This is a genomic window from Pseudomonas corrugata (genome assembly GCF_050920615.1).
Classification (GTDB): domain Bacteria; phylum Pseudomonadota; class Gammaproteobacteria; order Pseudomonadales; family Pseudomonadaceae; genus Aquipseudomonas; species Aquipseudomonas corrugata.
In genome coordinates, this window is the sequence record NZ_CP130434.1 from 1,620,114 (window position 1) to 1,642,788 (window position 22,675).

The following is a 22,675-nucleotide window of genomic DNA, read 5'->3' on the forward strand; positions in this document are numbered from 1 at the left end:
GGAGAAACACCATGGGTCAACTGATCGCGGGCACCTGCTACGTCAAAGTGGACGGCGCTCAACTGACCATCAACGGTGGCTGCGAAGCGCCGTTGATGTTCACCAAACGTGAAACCGTCGTACCGGGTTTCTACAAGGAAACCGACATCGCTCCGTCCTTCAAGGTGACGGCGTTGCACACCGCGGACTTCCCGCTCAAGCAACTGGTGGCCGGCACCGACATGACCGTCACCTGCGAGTTCAGCAACGGCAAGGTCTACGTGCTGGCCGGCGCCTACCTGGTGGAAGAACCAGTGTCCAAGGGCGACGACGCCACCATCGAGCTGAAATTCGAAGGCATCAAGGGGACCTGGCAATGAGCGATATGGTGACCTTGCGCGTGGCCATCGAGGCCCACGGCGAGCCATTGAACGAACTGACCCTGCGCCGTCCGACGGTGCAGGAGGTCCGGGCGATCAAGGCGCTGCCGTACAAGATCGACAAGAGCGAGGAGGTGAGCCTGGACATGGACGTCGCGGCCAAATACATCGCGGTCTGCGCCGGCATCCCACCATCGTCGGTCAACCAGCTGGACCTGGCCGACCTCAACGCGCTGAGCTGGGCCGTTGCGAGTTTTTTCATGAGTGCGGCGTCGCAGCCATCGGCGACCTGATCGCAGCCGCCTATGACCTGGCCTGGTTCTGGAAGGTTGACCCCGAACAGATGATGGCCAGGCCACTGGATGTGCTCCGTGAATCCCTGGAGCACGCGCAACGGATCAATGCGATGCAGCAGGTGCAGTGATGGCAGACACACAAAAGGTAGAGAAAAAAGCGGTGTTGCTGACCGGCATCGACGAGCTGTCGCCCAAGCTCGCCGGCCTTCGGGCGAAGGTCCAGGGCTTCAAACAGAACCTCGATGCGACCGGTCTTGGCAGCCTGGATATTTCCGGGCTGCTGCCGGACGGGGGGATCGCCAAACCGTTCATGGACGGGCTCAAGTCGGCGCTGGCGTTCAAGGGTGAAGTCGTGGACGTGAACGCGGCAGCCAGCGCAGTCCAGGCACCGGCAGCGCCGTTGGTGGCGGCGCAAGGGCTGGATGGATTGAAGACGTCCATCAGCAATGTGTCGTTGCAGTTCGGCTCGGCGTTGGTACCCGCGGTCAATGCGTTGACGGTTGGTCTACAGCCGATGATCGGCGGTGTGGTCCAGGTGCTGCAGGACAATCCGCAACTGGTGCAGGGCCTGGCAACGGGCGCCGTGGCGTTCAGTGCGATGCAGACGGCGGTCAGCGGTGCGAGCCAGGCCCTCGAAGTGGTCAGCCTCGCCCTGAAAATGAACCCTATTGGCCTAGCTGCCATGGGCATCGCCTTGGCGGCTGGGATGATCATCGCTTACTGGGAACCGATCTCGGCGTTCTTCGCCGGGCTCTGGCAAAGGCTTGCGCCCATCGTTCTGCCAATGGCTGAGTTCTTCAAGACGCTGTTCGCCTTTACCCCGATGGGGCAGGTGATCAGCAACTGGGGGCCGATCAGCAGTTTCTTCGGCGCGCTGTGGAATGTGCTCGTGGCGGCGGCGACGCCCATCATCGGCTTTATGCAGACGTTGTTCGCTTGGTCGCCCCTGGGTTTGATCATCAATAACTGGGGCCCCCTGACCGGGTTGTTCTCGGCCATCTGGGATCTGCTCAAGGCCTTGACCGTGCCGGTGATGGACGCGCTCCAGGGCCTTTTCAACTGGACGCCGTTGGGCCTGATCATGGCCAACTGGGGCACCCTTGTGGACGTCTTCGCCGGAATCTGGGAAGGCCTGCGCAATCAGGTGTCGATCATGTTGGCAGTGTTCGGCGGGCTATTCGACTGGTCGCCCATCGAGGGCCTCACGAAGCAGTGGGGGCCAGTGAGTGAGTGGTTCAGCCAGTGGTGGGACGAGCTGCAGAGTGTGATCGCGCCGATCAAGGCGTTCTTCAACGGTGGTTTTGGCGAGGTCATCACCACGTTTACCGGCAAGGTCCAAGGGCTGACCGACGCGCAACAGAAGACCAATGCCGAGGGCAAAGGTGAACTCGCGCCGGCGCTTTTTGGTAGCGCCGGTGCGCTGCCGCAGACCTCCAGTGCACTGGTGCAACAAAGCGCCGCGAACAGTCGCACCCAGCTTGAAGGCGGCCTGACCGTACGCTTCGAAAACGCGCCGGCCGGTTTGCGCGCCGAGCCACCCCAGACCAACCAACCTGGCCTGGCGGTGAGTTCGCGTATCGGTTATCGCTCTCTGTCCGCAGGAGGTTCCAATGAGCTGGCGTGATCGTTTGTTGCCGGCGTCGTTCCGTGGCGTCGGGTTCTGGGTCGACCAGGCGAAAACCCCGGTAGGGCACAAGGGCCAGTTGCATGAATACCCGCAGCGCGACCAACCGTTTTTCGAAGGGCTGGGCCAGCAGGCGAAGATCCATGAACTGACCGCGTTTATCGTCGGCCCCGACTGCCTGGAGCAGCGTGACAAACTGCTCAAGGCGTTGGAGCAGGGCAGCGGCGAGCTGGTGCATCCTTGGCTGGGACGGATGCAGGTCAAGGTCGGCGAGTGCGACATGACCCAGACCCGCCAGGACGGCGGGCTGGTCACGTTTGCCCTGAAGTTCTACCCCGACCAGCCACTGCAATTTCCTTCGGCGGCGATCAACAGCCAGAAACTGCTGCTGGTGTCGGCTGACAGCTTCCTGGGTTCGGCGGTGCGGCGTTTCGAAGACGCGATGAGCTTGATCAAGGCCGCGCGGATCGGCATCGCCGACCTGCGCAACAGCCTCAAGGAGGTCTACGGGGTTATCGAGCAGGAGCTGAAGCCGTTGATCGAGGTCTATGGGCAGCTCAGCGATCTGGTCAAGGCGGTAAAGGAGCTGCCCAAGGAAGTGGCGGCCGAGTTCAAGGGATTGTTGGGGGACATCCGGGAGCTGAAGGACTTTGCCCGTGACGGCTATCGCGGCGTGATTGCCAGCGTGTCGCAACAGGTCGAAGCCATCCGTCAGGCGGACGCGCCCAAACTCACCACCGGCAAGGACACCACGGCGGCGGCCCAGGCGTTGGCCGACCTGGTCCAGGACACGCTGCTGGTCCAGGCCGCGCAATGGATTGCGGCGATGCCCGTGGCGGCGCCGGTGGTCAAGCTCGGTGCCACGCCTTCGGTGGCGCAGCAGGCCGTGCAGCCGATCCAACGCCGGGATGTACCGGTGGCCGACGATGTCCTGGCCCTGCGTGATGCCCTCAACGAAGCTATCTGGCAGGCCTCCCTCAAGGCGGATCCAGATCACTATCAGGCGTTGAACCACCTGCGCCAGCAAATGGCCGCGCACCTGACGGCGGTGGCCTCATCGGGTGTTCGGTTGATCAACCTGTCGTTCAAGCAAAGCCTGCCGGCGCTGGTGGTGGCCTATCAGCAATTTGCCGATGCCACCCGGGTGACCGAAGTGATCCAGCGTAACGGTGTGGCCCACCCAGGTTTCCTGCCGCCCAACGACCTGAAAGTCTCGGGGGAGTAAGCCATGAGCGAGTTCGATAACGTCGTCACGCTCACCGTCGGTGGGCTGGACTACGGCGGCTGGAAAAGCGTGGAAATCAGTGCGGACCTGGAGCGTCAGTTCCGCACCTTCAAACTCGACGTCACCTGGCAATGGCCGGGGCAGATCCAGGCGGTGCCGATCCGTCCCGGTGATGAATGCCAGGTGCGCATCGGTGCCGACCTGGTGCTCAGCGGCTACGTGTTCAAGGCTCCGGTCAGCTATGACGGGCGCCAGATCACGCTGAGCATCGAAGGGGGGTCCAGAACCCAGGACCTGGTGGATTGCGCGGCGATCAATCGTCCGAGCCAATGGCGGGGGCAGACGGTGCTGAGCATTGTTCAGGCCCTGGCCTCGCAATATGGCGTGGGGGTGGTCAGTGAAATCCCGGAAACGACGCGTTTGAGCGAGCACAGCATCGTGCCGGGAGAAACCGTCTTTCAATCCATCGACCGTTTGCTGACGTTGTTCCGGGTGTTTTCCACCGACGACGCCGAAGGCCGCGTGCTGCTGGCCAAGCCCGGCAGCGCAGGGCGGGCCAGTGATGTGCTGGAGCTGGGCAAGAACATTCTTTCGGGCAACGCGCCGATGGACTTCAGCCAAGTGTTTTCCGAATACCGAGTCATTGGCCAGCACAAGGGTAATGACCAGCAGAGCGGGACGGCAGTCAGCGAGGTGTCGGGCACCGCCACCGACTTGGGTTTCAAACGCAAGCGGGTGACGGTGATCAGCGAAAGCGCCCAACTGACCTTCGAGCTGGCCCAGCAACGAGCGGACTGGGAAAGCGCCATCCGCTCCGGCCGCGCCCTGACCACCACCTACCGCGTGCAGGGCTGGCGCCAGGCCAATGGCGACTTATGGCGCCACAACAGCCTGGTGCGGGTGATCGACCCGGTGCTCGGGTTCGACGGCGACATGTTGATTTCCAAGGTGACCTATTCACTGTCTGCCCAAGGCTCGGTGACCACCTTGCAAGTCGCCCCGCCCCATACCTTCGACGCGAACCCGGCCAAGCCCAAGTCCTGAGCCCGGCAGCGCCCACCTGTGAGAGCAGGCTTGCTCCCACCCTGTACCGAGGGCGGCCACAAAATCCCCGTCCACCACAAATCCCCTGTGGGAGCGAGCCTGCTCGCGATGGCGGCGGCCCAGCCACCGATCACTTCGACTGACAGCCCGCCCCAACCCGATTTCCGAAGGAACCCCAATGAGCCTACTGACCCGCCTACTGGCGCGCGGCACTGTCGTGCTCGCCAATTCGGCTTCCAAACTGCAGTCGCTGCAGATGCGCCTCACCGCGGGCGAAGTGAACGACGACATGGAACACTTCGAACCCTACGGCTTCACCAGCAACCCGCTGGCCGGCGCCGAGGGCATCGCCACCTTCCTGGGCGGCGACCGTTCCCATGCCGTGGTACTGGTAGTCGCCGACCGCCGCTTTCGCCTCAAGGCCCTGGCCCCCGGCGAAGTGGCGATCTACACCGACGAGGGCGACAGGATTCACTTCAAGCGCGGCCGTGTCATCGACATTGACACCGCCACACTGAACATCCGCGCCAGCAGCGCGGTGAACATCGACAGTCCTGTCATCAACCACACCGGCAAGATCATTTCCCAAGGCGACCAGATCGCCGGCGGCATCAGCCAGATCAAGCATGTGCATGTCGGCGTACAGCCCGGCACCGGCCAGACCGGCACGCCGGCGGGAGGTCAGTGATGTTCATCAGCCAGAACCTGCACGCCGCGTTGACCCGATCGGTACTGATCAGCCTGTTCACCTGGAGCCGCGCCGCTGACGACGATGCCGTCGATGACGAGGAACGTTTCGGCTGGTGGGGCGACACTTTTCCTACGGTCGCCGATGACCGCATCGGCTCGCGGCTGTGGCTGCTGCGCCGGGTCAAGCTGACCCGCCAGACCCAGCTCGACGCCGAGTTCTACGCCCGCGAAGCCCTGCAATGGCTGATCGACGACGGCCATTGCAGCGCCATCGACATCATCAGCGAACGCCTCGACGCCCAGCGCTTGAACCTGCGCACCATCCTGACCCTGGCCGATGGCCGGCGCCTGGACATCAATCCCGATAACAGTTGGCAGGTGACCTATGCCGTTTGAAACCCCTTCGCTGCCGGTGCTGATCAAACGCACCCAAAGCGACCTGGCCAGCGATTCGCTGCGCCAGTCCGATGCCCAAGTGTTGGCCCGTACCCTGGGCGGCGCAGCCTATGGCCTGTACGGCTACCTCGATTGGATCGCCGAGCAGATCCTGCCGGACAAGGCCGACGAATCCACCCTGGAGCGCATCGCCGCCCTACGGCTGAACCAGGCGCGCAAAGCCGCTCAGGCAGCCAGCGGCACCGTCAGTTTCACCGCAACCGCCGGGGCGGTGCTGGATGTCGACACGCTGCTGCAATCGGCCGATGGTCGCGCCTACAAAGTGACCACCGCCCGCACCACCAGCAACGGCCTCAACACCACCACCATCGCCGCGCTGGAGGCCGGCAGCCTGGGCAATGCCGATGCCGGCCTGGCGCTGACGCCGGTGCAACCGATCCTCGGCATCTCCGGCAGCTTCACCGTGCTGGCGCCGGGGCTGACCGGTGGCGTCGCCCGGGAAAGCCTCGAATCCCTGCGGGCGCGGGTGATTCGCTCCTACCGCATCATCCCCCATGGTGGCTCGGCCCAGGACTATGAAACCTGGGCCCTGGAATGTGCTGGCATCACCCGTGCGTGGTGTCGTGGCAGCTACCTGGGGCCCGGCACTGTCGGCCTGTTCGTCATGCGTGACGACGATCCGCAGCCGATTCCCACTGCCGAGCAACTGGAGGAGGTCCGGGCCTACATCGAGCCCCTGCGTCCGGTGACCGCCGAGGTGCATGTGCTGGCGCCGGTGCAGGTCCCGGTGACCTACAGGCTGCGTATCACCCCTGACACCAGCGCCGTACGCGCCGCCATCGAGGCCCAGTTGCGCGACCTGCACAACCGTGAAGCCGGCCTCGGCGAAACCCTGCTGTTGACTCACATCGCCGAAGCCATCAGCAGCGCCACTGGTGAAACCGACCACACGCTTACTGCGCCCGCCGCCGATGTGATTGCGGCGAGCAATCAGTTACTGACCTTCGGAGGCTGCGTATGGCTGGAATAAGAACCGCCGGGGAATACCAGGCCCAACTGCGCAGCCTGCTGCCCAGCGGGCCGGCGTGGGATCCGGAGCGCGTACCGGAACTGGACGAAGTGCTGCAAGGCATCGCCCAGGAATTGGCGCGCCTCGATGCGCGTGCGGGTGATTTGCTGCATGAAATGGATCCGGCGGGTGTGAGTGAGCTGGTGCCGGATTGGGAGCGGGTGATGAACCTGCCGGATCCGTGTCTGGGGGCCACGCCGCTGTATGACGACCGGAGGTTGGCGGTGCGTCGGCGGTTGTTGGCGGTCGGCAGCCAGGCTGCGGCTTACTTCGTCACCATCGCGCGCAGCCAGGGTTACCCCAACGCGAATGTGACCGAGCACCGGGCACCGCGCATGGGGCTTTCGCGGTTTGGTCAGACGCATTTCGGAACATGGCAAGTGCAATTCATGTGGACCCTCAATACTGGCGGACGCCTTTCGCTCGGGCGCTGTTTCGGCGCTAGCTACTGGGGCGAACGATTCGGCATGAATCCAGGGTCTGCGCTGGAGTGCCTGATTCATCGCAGTACGCCGGCACATACGAAAATTCATATTAATTATGACTAAGGAGTAGAGAATGGATTATCCAAAAAGTGTTCCCAGCGCTGGGTTGGCAAATGGGAAATTCGTAGACGAAGACCAAATAGCCGGAGCCCCCGGATCGCTGATCCCTGCTCAGTGGGGTAATGCCGTAACCGAAGAGTTTTTGAATGTCATTTCGTCCGCCGGCTTCTCCCCAGACGAGGACAATAATGCTCAGCTCCTAGCTGCGATCAACGCAAAAATCGCCGCTGCGGTCCCTTCTTCTCCACCGGACGCTTCGGCGACAGAGAAAGGGCTCGTAGAGCTCGCTAATGTTGCTGAAACTCAGGCCGGCAAAGATACCCAGCGCGCGATTACTCCTGCCGTTTTAAGAGTGGCGTATGGGCTCGGCGACTCGATCTTGGTGTCAGATTTAAATGATGCTACTACTGGCTATTTTTATGCTTCTCCAAACGCATCTAATAATCCAGGTAGCACTATTGTTTTTGGGGAGACTCGAGGAAGTAGTGGGTCGGTCACCAAAATACAGATTTGCATGGATGTTACAACTCGGATTGTCTATAAGCGGGCATACAGTGGCAGCTCATGGACTCCTTGGAGTTTCATTGTTGATTCAGGTGCTTTCGCCTCAGAAACAACCGTCGGTGTTGCCAAAGTTGCCACTCAATCATTAACAAATGCTGGAGTAGATGATGCAACCATCGTGACTCCAAAGAAGCTGCGCGCAGGGTTCAGTTCTCTTTTTGCTGCCAATGGTTATGTCGCGTTTCCGTCTTGGTTGGGGGGGCTAATCATCCAATGGGGTAGTGTAACTAGGACCGGAGTAGGGAGTATTTCTTACAACTTTCCGTTGACCTTTCCTAATGCAGTATTTCAAGCCGTGGTTAGCAACTTGGATGCTAACGGCGTAGCTGATACAGGCGTGCCTTCCTTGTCAACGACACAGATAACGATTAGCTACGACACTTCTTCTGCGGTCGCGGGTGTTCGTTACATTGCAATAGGTAATTGATCGGAGAATAAAATGGCTGGAAAATACGTAGTGGTAGATTCAAAAGGTCTGGTAGTCAAGCAACTAATCGATAATGTCCACCAGATACCCGATGGGGCTTTTAGGGTAACAGACGAACAATGGTTGGAAATCACCCAGCAGACAGGAGGGGGCTGGTTTCTTCAAACAGACGGGAGCTTCTCGCACGTCATAACCCCCCTGACAGGCGATGATATTGCCGCGTTAATCGCAAGCACTAGGTACGCCCATGAAACCGCGGGTACCAATGTCGAGGGTGTATCAATTGATACGAAGCGGGGCAGCCAAGCGCTTATAACTGGAGCAACGCTGTCGGCAATGATGGATAGCGAATATGTATGTGCTTGGAAGACAGCTGATGGAATGGTCAATTTGACTGCTTCAGAGTTAATCGGCATTGCGAATGCGGTACGCGCTCACGTGCAGGCATGCTTCGATCGCGAGGGTGAGTTACTTGTCGCACTGGCTGATAAAAGCTTTACGCACAGCATGCTTGAGGAGGGATGGCCCGTTTAGCGGGGCGCCAGCTCGACAGTTATCACGATTTCGCAGATAACGGTGGTGAAGAGGCATTGTTTTTTGTTCTTTGGCGCGCCGTTATTGATCTTTTAATATTTTATTAGGTGGGAATACTGATGTTGGCTGGCATAAGATGTAGGCATTATTAGTGGGTGTCAGTTATTGGATGGTGGTAGATAGTGATGAGTGTGGAGCTTGTCGGTGGCTGGATTACTCACTATCGAAGTTATTGGCTGAATTCAAAGATGCTCAGCTGACGAGCGTGCTTTGTTTCGTCTGGAGAAAGTTATGGCTGTTTTCGAGAGTGATCGCGACATCCTCGCCGGTACTTTGTGGGCAGAAGCAAGGGGGGAAGGCCAGGTCGGACAGATTGCCGTGGCCTGGGCTATTCGCAATAGGGTGGAAGATGAAAAAGCTAAGTCTTGGTGGGGAGAAGGCTATGCTGGCGTTTGCCTGAAGCCATACCAATTCAGTTGTTGGAACAAAAACGACCCGAACTATCCGTTCCTGATTGGTGTCAAGCCGATCCCTCCGAGGCAATTTGCCCAAGCTCTGCGGGTGGCTGAGCTGGTGATCGTTGGCAGGGAGCCTGACCTCACGAGAGGCGCGACCCACTATTACGCAACAACTATGGCGAAGCCTCCAGTATGGGCAGCCAAGGCAACGCGGACTCTACGCCTGGGTAGTCACATATTCTTCAAGGATGTGCCATGAGTTTCTTGAACCTTAAGGTTTGGCCTATAGGTGGGCTTATTATCGTGTTACTAGTTGTGGGCGCGACATGGACAGTTCAGGGTTGGCGTTACGAGAAACGCCTGGCTGAGCAAATCGGCCTTCATCAGTCTGACCTGAATAAGATCAGCAGCGTGGCCGTGACCCAGTTACAGGCGGAGCAGAGCAAACGCCTCGTCCTGGAACAACAACTCTCCACCAGCGAACAAACCCACTACCGAGCCCTGATCGATGCCCAACATGACCAGGATCGCCTGCGCGATCGCCTTGCTACTGCCGATGTCCGGCTGTCAGTCCTCCTCGATGCCAGCGACGCCCCCGCCGGTTGTGCGGTGCCTGCCGCCGCCAGCACCAGCGGCATGGATCATGGTCCCCTACGCGCCCGACTTGACCCGGCGCATGCTCAACGAATTATCGCCATCACCGACGAAGGCGACCGCGGATTGATCGCCTTGCAGGCCTGCCAGGCCTACGTCAAGGCGTTGGGTCAGTAGTCCGGTGAGCCTTGCAAGCTGCGAATGCTCGTGTACGGTAGGCCCCAATTGCGTCGAATCAGGAGAGCATCATGGATGACATCACCGAACTGGCGGCTGAGCTGGGCAGGCGCCTGCAATTGCTCAATGCCCATGTGACCACGGCCGAATCCTGTACCGGTGGCGGGATTGCCGAGGCGATCACCCGGATTCCGGGGAGTTCGGCTTGGTTCGAGGCGGGTTATGTGACCTATTCCAATCGCCAGAAAACCCAGCAACTGAATGTGCCGGACGAGCTGTTCGAAAAGGACGGGGCGGTCAGTCGTGAGGTGGTCGAGGCCATGGCGCGGGGTGCCCAGCGGAAAAGCCTGGCGCGGTTTGCCGTGGCGGTCAGCGGCGTGGCCGGGCCGGACGGTGGCTCGCCGAGCAAGCCGGTGGGCACCGTGTGGCTGGCCTGGGGCGTCGGTGACAGGGTCGTCAGTGAGCAGCGATTCTTTCCGGGCAGCCGTGACGAGGTCCGCCGACAGACGGTGAAGGCCGCGCTAGAGGGGCTGCTGCAACATGCCGCCGTAGAAATCTCAAATCAGGGGTAGGCGATCCTGAATCGCTGTGGAATAATACTGGCTACTTATACAGGTGTTGGCCGCTAGGCCTTATTGATTACGTGAGGACTTTAATGGACGACAACAAGAAGAAAGCCTTGGCTGCGGCCTTGGGTCAGATCGAACGTCAATTCGGCAAGGGTGCCGTAATGCGTATGGGCGATCAGGACCGTCAGGCTATTCCTTCCATCTCCACCGGCTCCCTGGGCCTGGACATTGCGCTCGGCATCGGCGGCTTGCCAAAAGGTCGTATCGTTGAAATCTACGGTCCTGAATCCTCCGGTAAAACCACACTGACCCTGTCCGTGATCGCCCAGGCCCAGAAAGCCGGTGCGACCTGCGCCTTCGTCGACGCCGAACACGCCCTGGACCCTGAGTACGCCGGCAAGCTGGGCGTCAACGTCGACGACCTGCTGGTGTCCCAGCCGGACACCGGCGAGCAGGCCCTGGAAATCACCGACATGCTGGTGCGTTCCAACGCGGTTGACGTGATCATCGTCGACTCCGTGGCGGCATTGGTACCCAAGGCTGAAATCGAAGGTGAAATGGGCGACATGCACGTGGGTCTCCAGGCTCGCCTGATGTCCCAGGCCCTGCGCAAGATCACCGGTAACATCAAGAACGCCAACTGCCTGGTGATCTTCATCAACCAGATCCGCATGAAGATCGGCGTGATGTTCGGCAGCCCGGAAACCACCACCGGTGGTAACGCGCTGAAGTTCTACGCCTCGGTTCGCCTGGACATCCGCCGTACCGGCGCGGTGAAGGAAGGCGACGAGGTGGTCGGCAGCGAAACCCGCGTCAAGGTCGTGAAGAACAAGGTCGCTTCGCCGTTCCGTCAGGCCGAGTTCCAGATTCTCTACGGCAAGGGCATCTACCTCAATGGCGAGATGATCGACCTGGGTGTGTTGCACGGTTTCGTCGAGAAGTCCGGCGCCTGGTATGCCTACAACGGTACCAAGATCGGTCAGGGCAAAGCCAACTCGGCCAAGTTCCTGGCGGATAACCCGGAGGTTGCCGCAGCGCTCGAGAAGCAACTGCGTGACAAGCTGCTGAGCCCGGTTGCCGACGTCAAGGCAGTGGCCAGCCGCGAAACCGCTGACGACATGGCCGACGCTGATATCTGATCGATTCGATGACCGTGGTACTCGATACTCTCGTCGCGGTGCGGCGAACCGCGATGGACCTGCTTGCCAGACGCGAGCACGGTCGAGTCGAGCTGACGCGAAAACTGCGTCAGCGCGGCGCTCCTGATGACTTGATCGAAACGGCCCTCGACCGCTTGACGGAAGAGGGCCTGTTATCGGAAAGCCGATATCTCGAAAGTTTTGTCTCTTATCGCGCCCGCTCCGGCTACGGTCCGTTACGAATTCGTGAGGAGCTCGGCCAGCGCGGTTTGCAACGTACGGATATCGAACAGGCCTTGCGTGAGAGCGGGATCGATTGGCAGGATCAGTTAACGGATACCTGGCGTCGAAAGTTCTCCGGGCATTTGCCCATTGATGCGCGAGAACGGGCCAAGCAAGGGCGTTTCCTGGCGTATAGAGGCTATTCCATGGAAATGATCAACCGCTTGTTCAGCGGTCGTGGACTGGATGATTGAGTAAAACGGCCCGCTATTTCGATAGCGGGCCGTTTTATTATGGGTTCAGGTTACCTTGATGGGTTCCCATGTCAGAGGGTGCGCCTTGGAGGAGGGTTCCGCCCAGTTTTCTGGCAGGTTGATATAGTCCACCAATTCTCTTAATCGGCCTTGGTTGCGCGCATTGAAGTTGAACGCCAGTCGCGTCAAATGGCTGAACGAGGCCTCGTCCTGTTCTTCGCCACTGTAGCCTTGTTGATAAAAACAGTCGTTCAGGCACAGGTCGGCGAACTCAATCTGTATTTGGGCCATGGCCTGTTCGCTGAGTTTATGGTTCATGCGGATCACGAACTGATGCTTGAGCCAGCGGCTGGAGTGGAAGTTGCGGTAGAACTGGTTGATTTCTTCCACTGCGTCTTCAGCGCTGTGCACCAGCCGCATCAGTTTCATGTCGGTGGGCAGGATGTAGCGGTTTTCTTCCAGTTGCTCGTGGATGAAGTCCAGGGCGCTCTGCCAGAACCTGCCCCCTTGTGCGTCCAGCAGCACTACCGGCACCAGGGGGCTTTTACCCGTCTGCACCAGCGTCAGGACCTCCAGGGCTTCATCCAGGGTGCCGAAGCCGCCCGGACAGAGCACCAGGGCGTCTGCCTCCTTGACGAAGAACAGTTTGCGCGTGAAGAAAAAGTGGAACGGCAGCAGGTTCGGCGTGCCTTCGACCGTCGGGTTTGCGTGCTGCTCGAAAGGCAGGATGATGTTGAATCCCAGGCTGTGTTCCCGGCCAGCGCCTTCATGAGCAGCGGCCATGATGCCGCCGCCGGCTCCGGTGATGACCATCATGTCCGAGCGGGCCAGCGCCGCCCCCAGTTCCCGGGCCAAGCCGTACAGTGGATGTTCGATGGGTGTTCGGGCCGAGCCGAAGACGGTGACTTTGCGTCGGCCCTTGAATTGTTCAAGCGTGCGAAATGCATGTTCCAGCTCTCGCAGTGCCTGCAGGGTGATCTTGGCATTCCAGCGGTTGTGATCTTCCTGGGCCATGCGCAGCACGATCAGGATCATGTCGCGGTAGATGGGAAGGTTCGGGCTGTCGGGTGATACAAGGTTGAGTTGCTCTTCGACCTTGCGGGTGAGGTCGTGGCCGTGGTTCTCAAAATGACGACTGAGCTGGTCATTCGGTTTATAAGGCATTCAGCTACTCCTTCTTACTTCTGAATCCTAGACCCTCGCGTTGATCTTCGCTGCCTTGATCATGGCCCTCAAAAGTGACAGTTGGCAACAAGCAACGAATGACCACACCGCTCGTCAGAATACTGGCCGGGTATGTGCCGCTCTGATTTACTGATAACAGGCGTGCCATGCAATTCGATGCCCACGGTTGGGCCACGAGATGGATTGAGATAGATCGGGCAAGGAGGCGGGAAAGATGACCAGGGTAACTCTGGAACTCGACAGGCAGCTGTATCTGGCGCTGTTGGAAGCGGCTCAGGCCAATCGGGTCAGTCTTGAGGAAGAATGTTGCCGCCGTCTGGAAGGCCGGGCTTGGCGCTCGCGCTATTTACAGGCACTGGTGGCGGAGCTGCGCGCCGATGATGAGCAGCGGCGCGACAGTGGCCTGTGTGGCTGATCCATGAGTCAGATTGATCGGACAGGCCGCTGGCTTGGGTTGATTATTTCCTGGTCTTGGCCGGTTTCGGGCAATCCGATTCCTTGAAGCGTTCGGTGGCGACCGGGCGATTGGTCTTAACCTCGGTGAACTCGTAGCGCATGGTTGCGCCCTTGGCCATCAATTTGCGGAAACCCGGGTTGGTACAGACTCTGGCACCCAACTGGAAATACACAGCCTTGGGATCAGCGCGCATTTGCTGGGCATGGCTGCTCTGCACGCTGAGGTGGTTGATCAACTCGGTGCCTTCGACGGTATAGCCTTGGTCGAGAATGTCTTCGTTGATTGCCCGCGGAGTGCCAACGCTGCTTTGTGCGGCGACGTTCTGCAGCATCTTGTTCAGTTCGAGTTCTTTCAACGAAGCAGCCTGAGCGCTGAAGGACGTAGCCAGCAGAACGGCAACGGTAGGGACGATAAGGCGCAGCATGAAACTCTCCTGGTTCAGTGACGGCTATTTCGACCGGTCACGTGACTGTGCGTTCAGTGGCGGCGAATTATAGGGGAGGCCGGGTGGGACGGTACAGGTTTGCGCGCTCTGGTAGACTGCCGGCCATTATTGCCCTGCCGAGTGTTGTTTGTGTCGAGTTCTTTTGTTCGTCGGCGTTGCCCACGATGAATCATGCCCCTAACGCCGTAGCCCGCCTGCGCGACCAGCGCATCGATGAAGGCATCAAACCGCTGCAGGCCCGTGGCTGGCGCGCTCCTCGATGCAGCGCCTGCCGGGTGATCGAGAGCCACTGCCTGTGCGCCTGGCGTCCGAGCGTCGAAACCCGTTCCGGGGTCTGCCTGATCATGACCAACAAGGAAGTGTTCAAACCGAGCAACACCGGCTGGCTGATCGCCGATGTGGTGCGTGACAATCATGCCTTCATCTGGTCGCGCACCGAAGTCGACAAGCAACTGCTGGCGCTGCTCGACGACCCGCAATGGCAACCCTACCTGGTATTTCCCGGCGAATACGTCGAGCCATCGCGCGTCACCCAGACGGTGGATCTCGATCACTCCAGACGCCCACTGTTTATTCTGCTGGATGCAACCTGGACGGAGGCACGCAAGATCTTCCGCAAGAGTCCGTATTTCGACCGCTTGCCGATCCTCAGCCTGCAGCCCGACAAGCTGTCGCGTTACCGTTTGCGTCGTTCGACCCGCAGCGAGCATCTGTGTACCGCCGAAGTGGCTGCGCTGTGTCTTGAACTGGCCGGGGACAACGACGCCGCGTCTGCCCTGGATGCTTATTTCGATGTGTTCAGCCAGCATTACCTGGGTGCAAAACGGCAGCAGGAGATGGATGTGTCGACGCCGGCTCACGCTGAGCTGCAACCCTTCATCCGCGCGTGCAAAGCAGTATCGGCCCAATAGTGGCGCATACTCAGGACAGTGATGGCCGTGCTGCTTGACCACCCCGGCTTCGCTGGGCATGCTTGGCGCCGACCAGGGAGCGGCCGAAGTTCGAAACGCTGCGCGGTGTCTTGAGTTGTTTTGGCGAGGCGCGATTGCATCGGGTCTCCCATAAAAACAGGATCATTTGAAAAATGGCCACATACGAAATCCTGATCGCCGATGACCATCCGCTCTTTCGCAGCGCGTTGCATCAGGCAGTGACCTTGGGCCTCGGCCCGGCTGTCCGGCTGACGGAGGTGGCCAGTATTGCGGAACTGGAGGCCCGGTTGACCGAAAAGGCCGACTGGGACCTGGTCCTGCTGGATCTGAATATGCCTGGCGCGTACGGTTTTTCCGGGCTGGTGCTGTTGCGGGGGCAGTATCCGCAGATACCCGTGGTGATGGTGTCCGCCCAGGAAGAGGCTTCGGTGATGGTCAAGGCCCGGGAGTTCGGTGCCAGTGGGTTCATACCCAAGTCGAGTTCCCTGGAGATGATCCAGCAGGCCGTGAAGAAAGTCCTGGACGGCGATGCCGCCTGGCCACCCCAGGCGTTCGAAGTGGTGAGCGTGTCCGAGGAGGCCAAGGCGGCCAGCGAAGGCCTTGCCAGTCTCACGCCACAGCAGTTCCGAGTGCTGACCATGGTCTGCGAAGGTCTGTTGAACAAGCAGATTGCCTATGAACTTAACGTGTCGGAGGCCACCATCAAGGCCCATGTGACGGCGATTTTCCGTAAGTTGAATGTGCGTACCCGGACCCAGGCGGCCTTGTTGCTGCAACAACTTGAGTCAATTTCACCGCAGTCATAGCGTATTTATTCACGCTTTTTTGACTAGTGTTGAATTAGCTTCCCCACTTCTTTCAATCAGTTGCCCATCCTATGTCTCCTTTTAAAGGCCAAACCGGCCTGAAACGCATCCTGAATGCTTCCGGCTACTCTCTGGACGGCCTGCGCGCTGCCTTCACCGGTGAAGCTGCATTCCGTCAACTGGTGCTGCTCAACGTCATCCTCATTCCGCTGTCGTTTTTCCTGAACGTCAGCCGTGTCGAGCAGGCGATGCTGATTGCGGTCTGCCTGCTGGCATTGATCGTGGAGTTGTTGAACTCGGCAGTGGAGGCGGCCATCGACCGCATTTCCCTGGAACTGCACCCCTTGTCGAAAAACGCCAAGGACATGGGCAGCGCCGCCCAGCTTGTCGCCTTGACCATGATTGCCCTGGTGTGGGGGCTGGTGCTTCTTTAAATCAGGCAATGGCCGGCAGCACGATTTCGTCGCTGCGCTGCGCCCCGGCGGTGAATGCCCGACACAGCTCGAGGAATTCGCGCATCGCCGAGGTCTGGTACTTCTGCTTGTGCCAGATGAAATAGAATTGCCGCGCCAGATCCATGTCCGGTGTCTCCACCGGCACCAGGCTGCCGCGCCGGAATGCATCGCGCAACGCAAGGCGTGAGATGCAGCCAATCCCCAAACCGGACTCCACGGCGCGCTTGATGGCTTCGGTGTGTTCCAGCTCCAGGCGGATGTTCAGGGCGCTACGATGGTGGCGCATGGCTTGGTCGAACGTCAGGCGGGTGCCGGAACCCTGTTCCCGCAGGATCCATGCCTCATGGGTCAGCTCCTCCATGGTCGCCTGGCCGCGCTTGGCCAGCGGATGCTGGGGGGCGCAGAACACCACCAGTTCGTCCTCGACCCAGCTCTGTACTTCGATGTCCGGGTGGCTGCAATCGCCCTCGATTAGACCCAGATCAATTTCATAGTGGGCAACCTGGTGCACGATATTGGCAGTGTTCTGCACGTGCAGCTTCACCTGGCTTTCCGGATGGCGCTGCATGAAACCGCCGATCAGCAGGGTCGCCAGGTAATTGCCGATGGTCAGGGTCGCACCGACCGCCAGTGAGCCGAAGCCGGACTTGCCGTTGAGCAGGTCTTCGATCTCCTTGGCCTGGTCCAACAGCGCCACGGCCTGGGGCAGCAGCTGTTTACCCAAGGCATTGAGGCTCAGGCGCTTGCCGGCGCGGTCGAACAACTGGCAGCTGGATTGTCGTTCCAGTTCGGTAATGGAGGTGCTGGCGGCCGATTGCGACAGATTGAGCTGGCCCGCAGCACGGGAGACGCTCTCTTGCTGGGCGACGGCGACGAAGACCTGGAGTTGACGTAGAGTAAATCGCATATCGATATAACCGATAACCCTTATCTTAATAATTCAGTTAACAGATATTGTCGTCGCCATTAGAATGCGATGCAAATGCGCATATAACGACGCAGGCAATATTCCCAGGAGTCCCACGTACATGAGCAACATGAACCACGAGCGTGTCCTCAGTGTTCATCACTGGAACGACACTCTGTTCAGCTTCAAGTGCACCCGCGATCCGGGCCTGCGCTTCGAGAACGGTCAGTTCGTGATGATCGGCCTGCAACAGCCCAATGGCCGCCCGCTCATGCGCGCTTACTCGATTGCCAGCCCGAACTGGGAAGAGCATCTGGAGTTCTTCAGCATCAAGGTGCCTGATGGCCCGCTGACTTCCCAGCTGCAGCATCTGAAGGAAGGCGACGAGATCATCATCAGCAAGAAACCCACCGGCACCCTGGTGCTGGATGATCTCAAGCCCGGCAAGCATTTGTACCTGCTCAGCACCGGTACTGGCCTGGCGCCGTTCATGAGCGTCATCCAGGATCCGGAAACCTACGAGCGTTTCGAAAAAGTGATCCTGTGCCACGGCGTGCGTTACGTCAATGAAGTCGCCTATCGCGAATTCATCACCGAGCACCTGCCGCAGAACGAATTCTTCGGCGAAGCGCTGCGTGAGAAGCTGATCTACTACCCGACCGTGACCCGCGAGCCGTTCGAGAACGAAGGCCGCCTGACTGACCTGATGCGCAGCGGCAAGCTGTTCCGCGATATCGGTCTGCCACCGATCAACCCGCAGGACGATCGCGCCATGTTGTGCGGCAGCCCGAGCATGCTGGATGAAACCAGCGAAGTGCTCAACAGCTTCGGCCTGACCGTTTCTCCGCGTATGCGCGAGCCGGGTGACTACCTGATCGAGCGGGCGTTTGTAGAGAAGTAACCTGTAGGATTTGGTGGCTGACAGGCCGTCATCGCGAGCAGGGTTCTGTGTTGATTCATATCTCAAGAACAACCCTGGACCCTCTGTGGGAGCGAGCCTGCTCGCGATGAAAGCGACTCGGTACAACTGAAAGCGCCAAAAAAGCCCGCGTTGCCTGATGAAGGCAACGCGGGCTTTTTCGTTTCTGGTGGTCATGGCCGGGCTGGAACGACCTCCAGCACCCGGATCGACCCCGGTTGTGGGTAATGCCAACGGACATCCACATCCCAGAACTGCGCGCCATACTCCCGTTCTGCTGCAGGAGTCTGGTACGCCGGGCGTGGATCTTGAGCCAGGCATTGTTCGATCAGCTCCACCAAGGGCTCCTCCAGGCGCATGGCGTGGTCTCGCGCCTGAAGCAGCGCTGAGTCTGTCCATTGCACTGCAATCAACTCAGGCGCCGTGCTGGCGATGTCGTTGGTCGCCGAGCCGACGATGTCGGCGTAGGGCACGTAGGGCTTGATGTCCAGTACCGGTGTGCCGTCCAGTAGGTCGATGCCCGAGATCCACAGCCGACCGGCTTCGACCCGCTCCAGTTTCACCACGGACTGGCCGATGCCATTGGGGCGATGGGTGGCGCGGGTGGCAAACACCCCCATGGACTTGTTGCCGCCCAGGCGCGGTGGGCGCACCTTCAAGCGCGGCTTGTCTTCCAGGGCCTGGTGGAACAGGAACAACAGCCAGACGTGACTGACTTGTTCCAGACCCTGCACCGCATCACCCTGGTCGAACGGCGCCACCAGCTCCAGAACGCCCCGTGCGGCCGGGGCCAGTTGGGGTTGGCGGGGGATGGCGAACTTCTCCTTGAAGCAGGAGCGGACGAAGCCGATGGGGGACACAGTGTAGGTCATGGGTCGGAATCAGCCGCGAACGCGCAGCGTCAGCCCCTTGAGGAAATTGCGCAGCAACTGGTCGCCACACGGACGGTAGTTGGTGTGGCCGAACTTGCGAAACAGGGCGCTCAGCTCCGGCTTGGATACCGGGAACTCGGCGGCCTTGAGGATCGCGTGCAGGTCGTCCTCCTTCAACTCGAAAGCCACCCTCAGCTTCTTGAGGATGATGTTGTTGGTCACCGGTACCTCGATGGGCTGTGGCGGGCGACTTTCGTCCTTGCCACGCTTGAAGATCACCAGGCCATCGAGAAAGTGCGCCATGACCTCGTCGGGACAGAATACAAAGCCTTCTTCTTCGTCTTTCTTGAGGTAGCCCACCAGGTCCGCGAGGGACACATCCAGACCGCCCAGCTTGATGATCTCGATGACTTTCTTGTCGCTGATGTCGAGCATGTAGCGAACGCTGCGCAGTACGTCGTTGTGAATCATGTATGCAATCCTGATCGATCGGCAGTGGGCGCCCCAGCCGGCTGTGGCGCCGAAAAAATTAGAATTTCTCTTTGGCGGACAGGTAGCGCCACTGGCCCAGCGGTACCTTGCCAATGGACACGCCGCCGATGCGGATACGGCGAATGGCGACCACCTTGAGGCCGACGGCCTGGCAGAGCAGGGCCAGGATGCCCGGTTGCGGGTTCTTCATGGCGAAGCGCAGGCGGTTCTCGTTCTGCCAACTGGCCTTTACCGCCGGCAATTCCTTGCCTTTGTAGGTCAGGCCATGGTTCAGGCGATTCAGCCCATGGGCGACCATCTCGCCTTCGACTTCCACCACATATTCCTGCTCGATCTTGGCGGCGTCGGCGGTGAGCTTGCGCAGGATCTTCCAGTCCTGGGTGAACACCAGCAGTCCGCTGGCGTTGGCCTGCAGGTCGGCGCTGGCGGTCAGGCGCAGGAAATGCCCCTTGAGCGGGCGTTTACCGAAACGGTGTTCTTCGCTCAGCGTCTCTGGCCGAAGGGTTGCCATTGCCGCGTCGGTTTCCATGCCGGCCGGGACGTTCAACAGGATCGTCACCGGCTCCGGTGCGGTGGCCTTGGCCTCGGGGTCAAGCTCGACGCGTTGGGCGTCGACTTTGAATTGCGGCTCGTCGACGACTTCACCGTCCACGGTGACCCAGCCACCCTCGATGAACAGTTCAGCCTCCCGACGGGAACAGCCGATAAGTTCGATGAGACGTTTGGAGAGGCGAATCGGGTCAGTCATGACAGGGCCGTAACAAAAAGAGGGGGGACATTGTACCTGCCTGGCGCCGGTTAATCGCGTGTCCATTTGTCTCGTCTACCCGCGTCGGGCCTTCAGGTCGGGCTGCCTGTAGCGCATGTGCAGCAACGGGTAAGGCTGGTTCATGCCGTCCCGTGCCGAACGGCCGACCACTTCGAAGCCCTGCTTGAGATAGAAGCCCAGGGCTTGCGGGTTCTGCTCGTTGACATCCAGTTGATCGGCATTCAAGTGGTCCATGGCATAGCGCAGCAATTGCTTGCCCAGGCCCTGGCCGCGGTATTGCGGGTCAATGAACAGCATTTCGACCTTGCCGGCCGCGACACCGGCGAAACCGGTGATGCGCTGGCGGGCGTCCCGGGTGCAGATCAACATCACGGCATCCAGGTAACGGGTGAGCACCAGGTTTTTCAGCAGCTCGATGTAGCTGTCCGGCAGAAAGTCATGGGTAGCCCGTACCGACGCCTCCCAGACCTGGGTCAGTTCCTGGTAATCGCTGGATTTCGGTGTGTGGATGACCGAATGCTGGCGCATGCCCGCCTGTTCCTTGTGCTGGATGTCCTGGGTTTATCCATACGATAGCCGTAAAAAAGCCCCGCATCTTGTCGCAAGGGCGGGGCTTGTTAATTTTTGCCTGAATATGAGAACCCTGTGGGAGCCGAGCTTGCTCGCGATAGCGTCGGATCAGCTGGTCTCTCATTCGGCTGACACACCGCTATCGCGAGCAAGCTCGGCTCCCACAGGTTCCTCATAGGCTCCCACAGGTAAAGCGGTGGTCCGTTAAACCAGTCAGATCAGTTGATCTGTTCAGCCCACAAATCATACTCATCGGCATCGGTCACCGTGCACCAGACCTTGTCGCCCGGCTTGAGGTTGCTGCCGTTGTCGATGAAGACGTTGCCATCGATTTCCGGAGCATCGAAGAAGCAACGACCGACGGCGCCTTGCTCGTCCACCTCATCCACCAGCACTTCGATTTCACGGCCGATGCGCATTTGCAGGCGCGCCGAGCTGATGGCCTGCTGGTGAGCCATGAAACGCTCCCAACGGTCCTGCTTGATGTCGTCCGGTACCACGTCCAGGTCCAGGTCGTTGGCGGGTGCGCCGTCGACCGGCGAATACTGGAAGCAGCCGACGCGGTCGAGCTGGGCTTCGGTCAGCCAGTCCAGCAGGTACTGGAAGTCTTCTTCGGTTTCGCCGGGGAAACCGACGATGAAGGTCGAGCGGATGATCAGGTCCGGGCAGATTTCGCGCCAGTTCTTGATGCGCGCCAGGGTCTTGTCTTCGAACGCCGGGCGTTTCATGGCCTTGAGGACTTTCGGGCTGGCGTGCTGGAACGGGATGTCCAGGTACGGCAGGATCTTGCCGGCGGCCATCAGTGGGATCAGTTCATCCACATGCGGGTATGGGTAGACGTAATGCAGGCGGACCCAGACGCCGAGGGTGCCGAGGGCTTCGCACAGTTCGGTCATGCGGGTCTTCACCGGCGCGCCATTCCAGAAACCGGTGCGATATTTCACGTCGACGCCGTAGGCGCTGGTGTCCTGGGAGATCACCAGCAGCTCCTTGACACCGGCCTTGACCAGGCGCTGGGCTTCGTCGAGCACATCGCCCACCGGGCGGCTCACCAGCTTGCCGCGCATCGACGGGATGATGCAGAAGCTGCAGCTGTGGTTGCAGCCTTCGGAAATCTTCAGGTAGGCGTAGTGGCGCGGGGTCAGCTTGATGCCTTGTGGCGGCACCAGGTCGATCAGCGGGTTGTGGTCCTGTTTCGGTGGCACCACCTCGTGCACGGCGTTGACCACTTGCTCGTACTGCTGCGGACCGGTCACGGCCAGCACGCTTGGGTGCACGTCGCGGATGTTGCCTTCTTCCACGCCCATGCAGCCGGTGACGATGACCTTGCCGTTTTCCTTGATGGCTTCACCGATCACTTCCAGGGATTCGGCCTTGGCCGAGTCGATGAAGCCACAGGTATTGACCACTACCACGTCGGCGTCCTGGTACGTGGACACGACGTCATAACCTTCCATGCGCAACTGGGTCAGGATGCGCTCGGAGTCGACCAGAGCCTTCGGGCAACCCAGGGATACGAAGCCGACCTTGGGATTGGCTGGCGTAGTAGTGGTGGACATGTCTAACCTCGGTGTAGGGGGATCGTCTCTTGCGGAGACAGGGCGCCTGGCGCGCCTCTGATCAAAAAGTGCGCAATTCTAGCGATGGGCGAGGCACTTGACCAGCTTTATACGGGGAAAA

29 protein-coding genes are annotated in these 22,675 nt (G+C 59.9%); 21 read left to right on the forward strand and 8 right to left on the reverse strand.

The genetic code is table 11. The features are described 5' to 3' along the window. The first annotated feature begins 11 nt into the window (after positions 1 to 11). The 16 genes from QZH45_RS07240 to recX all read left to right on the forward strand — a co-directional run bounded on the left by QZH45_RS07240 (position 12) and on the right by recX (position 12,186). Positions 12 to 359 (forward strand): phage tail tube protein, encoded by a 348-nt coding sequence (locus QZH45_RS07240; RefSeq protein ID WP_024780162.1) that lies wholly within the window; start codon positions 12 to 14, stop codon positions 357 to 359. Then, a complete protein-coding gene (locus tag QZH45_RS07245) occupies positions 356 to 652 on the forward strand; it encodes a phage tail assembly protein (RefSeq protein WP_024780161.1) in 297 nt (98 codons plus the stop codon). Before QZH45_RS07240 ends, QZH45_RS07245 begins: the two co-directional genes overlap by 4 nt. A 130-nt stretch (positions 653 to 782) precedes the next feature. Further along, the gene (locus tag QZH45_RS07250) at positions 783 to 2,279 is read left to right on the forward strand and encodes a hypothetical protein (RefSeq protein WP_055134891.1); all 1,497 of its coding nucleotides are present in this window, start codon (positions 783 to 785) and stop codon (positions 2,277 to 2,279) included. Further along, entirely contained in the window at positions 2,266 to 3,504 is a 1,239-nt protein-coding gene (locus QZH45_RS07255) for a DNA circularization protein (RefSeq protein ID WP_024780159.1), read from the forward strand. Before QZH45_RS07250 ends, QZH45_RS07255 begins: the two co-directional genes overlap by 14 nt. A 3-nt stretch (positions 3,505 to 3,507) precedes the next feature. Next, positions 3,508 to 4,548: a phage baseplate assembly protein gene (locus QZH45_RS07260; RefSeq protein ID WP_069018479.1), complete on the forward strand. Its 1,041-nt coding sequence runs from the start codon at positions 3,508 to 3,510 to the stop codon at positions 4,546 to 4,548. A gap of 178 nt (positions 4,549 to 4,726) precedes the next feature. After that, positions 4,727 to 5,236, forward strand: a complete 510-nt coding sequence (locus QZH45_RS07265; protein WP_024780157.1) for a phage baseplate assembly protein V — start codon at positions 4,727 to 4,729, stop codon at positions 5,234 to 5,236. Beyond that, entirely contained in the window at positions 5,236 to 5,634 is a 399-nt protein-coding gene (locus QZH45_RS07270) for a phage GP46 family protein (RefSeq protein ID WP_053192755.1), read from the forward strand. Before QZH45_RS07265 ends, QZH45_RS07270 begins: the two co-directional genes overlap by 1 nt. Then, a complete protein-coding gene (locus tag QZH45_RS07275) occupies positions 5,624 to 6,664 on the forward strand; it encodes a baseplate J/gp47 family protein (protein ID WP_055134889.1) in 1,041 nt (346 codons plus the stop codon). Before QZH45_RS07270 ends, QZH45_RS07275 begins: the two co-directional genes overlap by 11 nt. Next, positions 6,652 to 7,251: a YmfQ family protein gene (locus tag QZH45_RS07280; protein WP_055134888.1), complete on the forward strand. Its 600-nt coding sequence runs from the start codon at positions 6,652 to 6,654 to the stop codon at positions 7,249 to 7,251. Before QZH45_RS07275 ends, QZH45_RS07280 begins: the two co-directional genes overlap by 13 nt. A 10-nt stretch (positions 7,252 to 7,261) precedes the next feature. Then, complete coding sequence (locus QZH45_RS07285; protein WP_122319407.1) at positions 7,262 to 8,239, forward strand: gp53-like domain-containing protein; 978 nt, start codon at positions 7,262 to 7,264, stop codon at positions 8,237 to 8,239. A gap of 12 nt (positions 8,240 to 8,251) precedes the next feature. Continuing rightward, positions 8,252 to 8,773: a DUF4376 domain-containing protein gene (locus tag QZH45_RS07290; RefSeq protein ID WP_024780153.1), complete on the forward strand. Its 522-nt coding sequence runs from the start codon at positions 8,252 to 8,254 to the stop codon at positions 8,771 to 8,773. A 291-nt stretch (positions 8,774 to 9,064) separates the two neighbouring features. Further along, positions 9,065 to 9,490 carry a cell wall hydrolase gene (locus tag QZH45_RS07295; RefSeq protein ID WP_024780152.1) on the forward strand — a complete coding sequence of 142 codons (426 nt, stop codon included), beginning with the start codon at positions 9,065 to 9,067 and terminating at the stop codon, positions 9,488 to 9,490. Continuing rightward, positions 9,487 to 10,002, forward strand: a complete 516-nt coding sequence (locus tag QZH45_RS07300; RefSeq protein ID WP_053192759.1) for a lysis system i-spanin subunit Rz — start codon at positions 9,487 to 9,489, stop codon at positions 10,000 to 10,002. Before QZH45_RS07295 ends, QZH45_RS07300 begins: the two co-directional genes overlap by 4 nt. A 71-nt stretch (positions 10,003 to 10,073) precedes the next feature. After that, on the forward strand, positions 10,074 to 10,574 hold the full coding sequence (locus QZH45_RS07305) for a CinA family protein (RefSeq protein ID WP_055134887.1): 501 nt from the start codon (positions 10,074 to 10,076) through the stop codon (positions 10,572 to 10,574). An 83-nt stretch (positions 10,575 to 10,657) separates the two neighbouring features. Continuing rightward, positions 10,658 to 11,710, forward strand: coding sequence for a recombinase RecA (recA, locus tag QZH45_RS07310; protein ID WP_024780149.1), 1,053 nt, complete (start codon positions 10,658 to 10,660; stop codon positions 11,708 to 11,710). Positions 11,711 to 11,718: 8 nt separating this feature from the next. Next, positions 11,719 to 12,186 (forward strand): recombination regulator RecX, encoded by a 468-nt coding sequence (gene recX / locus QZH45_RS07315; RefSeq protein WP_024780148.1) that lies wholly within the window; start codon positions 11,719 to 11,721, stop codon positions 12,184 to 12,186. A 45-nt stretch (positions 12,187 to 12,231) separates the two neighbouring features. Here the strand turns inward: recX and QZH45_RS07320 are convergent, their stop codons facing one another. Beyond that, positions 12,232 to 13,350 carry a TIGR00730 family Rossman fold protein gene (locus QZH45_RS07320; RefSeq protein WP_024780147.1) on the reverse strand — a complete coding sequence of 373 codons (1,119 nt, stop codon included), beginning with the start codon at positions 13,348 to 13,350 and terminating at the stop codon, positions 12,232 to 12,234. A gap of 235 nt (positions 13,351 to 13,585) precedes the next feature. On the opposite strand from QZH45_RS07320, the gene QZH45_RS07325 reads away from it, so the two are divergent. Then, positions 13,586 to 13,786 (forward strand): hypothetical protein, encoded by a 201-nt coding sequence (locus QZH45_RS07325; protein WP_024780146.1) that lies wholly within the window; start codon positions 13,586 to 13,588, stop codon positions 13,784 to 13,786. Between the two features lie 43 nt (positions 13,787 to 13,829). On the opposite strand, the gene QZH45_RS07330 is transcribed toward QZH45_RS07325, so the two are convergent. Further along, complete coding sequence (locus QZH45_RS07330) at positions 13,830 to 14,252, reverse strand: quorum-sensing-regulated virulence factor family protein (RefSeq protein ID WP_024780145.1); 423 nt, start codon at positions 14,250 to 14,252, stop codon at positions 13,830 to 13,832. Between the two features lie 185 nt (positions 14,253 to 14,437). On the opposite strand from QZH45_RS07330, the gene QZH45_RS07335 reads away from it, so the two are divergent. From QZH45_RS07335 to QZH45_RS07345, 3 genes are all read left to right on the forward strand, one after another. After that, positions 14,438 to 15,184, forward strand: coding sequence for a tRNA-uridine aminocarboxypropyltransferase (locus QZH45_RS07335; protein ID WP_055134886.1), 747 nt, complete (start codon positions 14,438 to 14,440; stop codon positions 15,182 to 15,184). A 173-nt stretch (positions 15,185 to 15,357) separates the two neighbouring features. Further along, a complete protein-coding gene (erdR, locus tag QZH45_RS07340) occupies positions 15,358 to 16,011 on the forward strand; it encodes a response regulator transcription factor ErdR (RefSeq protein WP_024780143.1) in 654 nt (217 codons plus the stop codon). Positions 16,012 to 16,082: 71 nt separating this feature from the next. Then, positions 16,083 to 16,445, forward strand: coding sequence for a diacylglycerol kinase (locus tag QZH45_RS07345; RefSeq protein WP_024780142.1), 363 nt, complete (start codon positions 16,083 to 16,085; stop codon positions 16,443 to 16,445). Between the two features lies 1 nt (position 16,446). On the opposite strand, the gene QZH45_RS07350 is transcribed toward QZH45_RS07345, so the two are convergent. After that, positions 16,447 to 17,373, reverse strand: a complete 927-nt coding sequence (locus QZH45_RS07350; protein ID WP_024780141.1) for a LysR family transcriptional regulator — start codon at positions 17,371 to 17,373, stop codon at positions 16,447 to 16,449. A 121-nt stretch (positions 17,374 to 17,494) separates the two neighbouring features. Between QZH45_RS07350 and fpr the strand changes: the two genes are divergently transcribed. Then, positions 17,495 to 18,274, forward strand: coding sequence for a ferredoxin-NADP reductase (gene fpr, locus QZH45_RS07355; protein WP_003198368.1), 780 nt, complete (start codon positions 17,495 to 17,497; stop codon positions 18,272 to 18,274). Positions 18,275 to 18,465: 191 nt separating this feature from the next. On the opposite strand, the gene tsaA is transcribed toward fpr, so the two are convergent. From tsaA to rimO, 5 genes are all read right to left on the reverse strand, one after another. After that, complete coding sequence (gene tsaA, locus QZH45_RS07360) at positions 18,466 to 19,164, reverse strand: tRNA (N6-threonylcarbamoyladenosine(37)-N6)-methyltransferase TrmO (RefSeq protein WP_024780140.1); 699 nt, start codon at positions 19,162 to 19,164, stop codon at positions 18,466 to 18,468. A gap of 9 nt (positions 19,165 to 19,173) precedes the next feature. Continuing rightward, positions 19,174 to 19,635 carry a DUF1456 family protein gene (locus tag QZH45_RS07365; protein ID WP_024780139.1) on the reverse strand — a complete coding sequence of 154 codons (462 nt, stop codon included), beginning with the start codon at positions 19,633 to 19,635 and terminating at the stop codon, positions 19,174 to 19,176. Between the two features lie 58 nt (positions 19,636 to 19,693). Next, positions 19,694 to 20,404, reverse strand: a complete 711-nt coding sequence (locus QZH45_RS07370) for an rRNA pseudouridine synthase (RefSeq protein ID WP_024780138.1) — start codon at positions 20,402 to 20,404, stop codon at positions 19,694 to 19,696. 75 nt (positions 20,405 to 20,479) lie between these two features. After that, positions 20,480 to 20,953 carry a GNAT family N-acetyltransferase gene (locus tag QZH45_RS07375; protein WP_055134885.1) on the reverse strand — a complete coding sequence of 158 codons (474 nt, stop codon included), beginning with the start codon at positions 20,951 to 20,953 and terminating at the stop codon, positions 20,480 to 20,482. A gap of 260 nt (positions 20,954 to 21,213) precedes the next feature. Continuing rightward, complete coding sequence (rimO, locus tag QZH45_RS07380; RefSeq protein WP_055134884.1) at positions 21,214 to 22,554, reverse strand: 30S ribosomal protein S12 methylthiotransferase RimO; 1,341 nt, start codon at positions 22,552 to 22,554, stop codon at positions 21,214 to 21,216. Between the last annotated feature and the right edge of the window lie 121 nt (positions 22,555 to 22,675).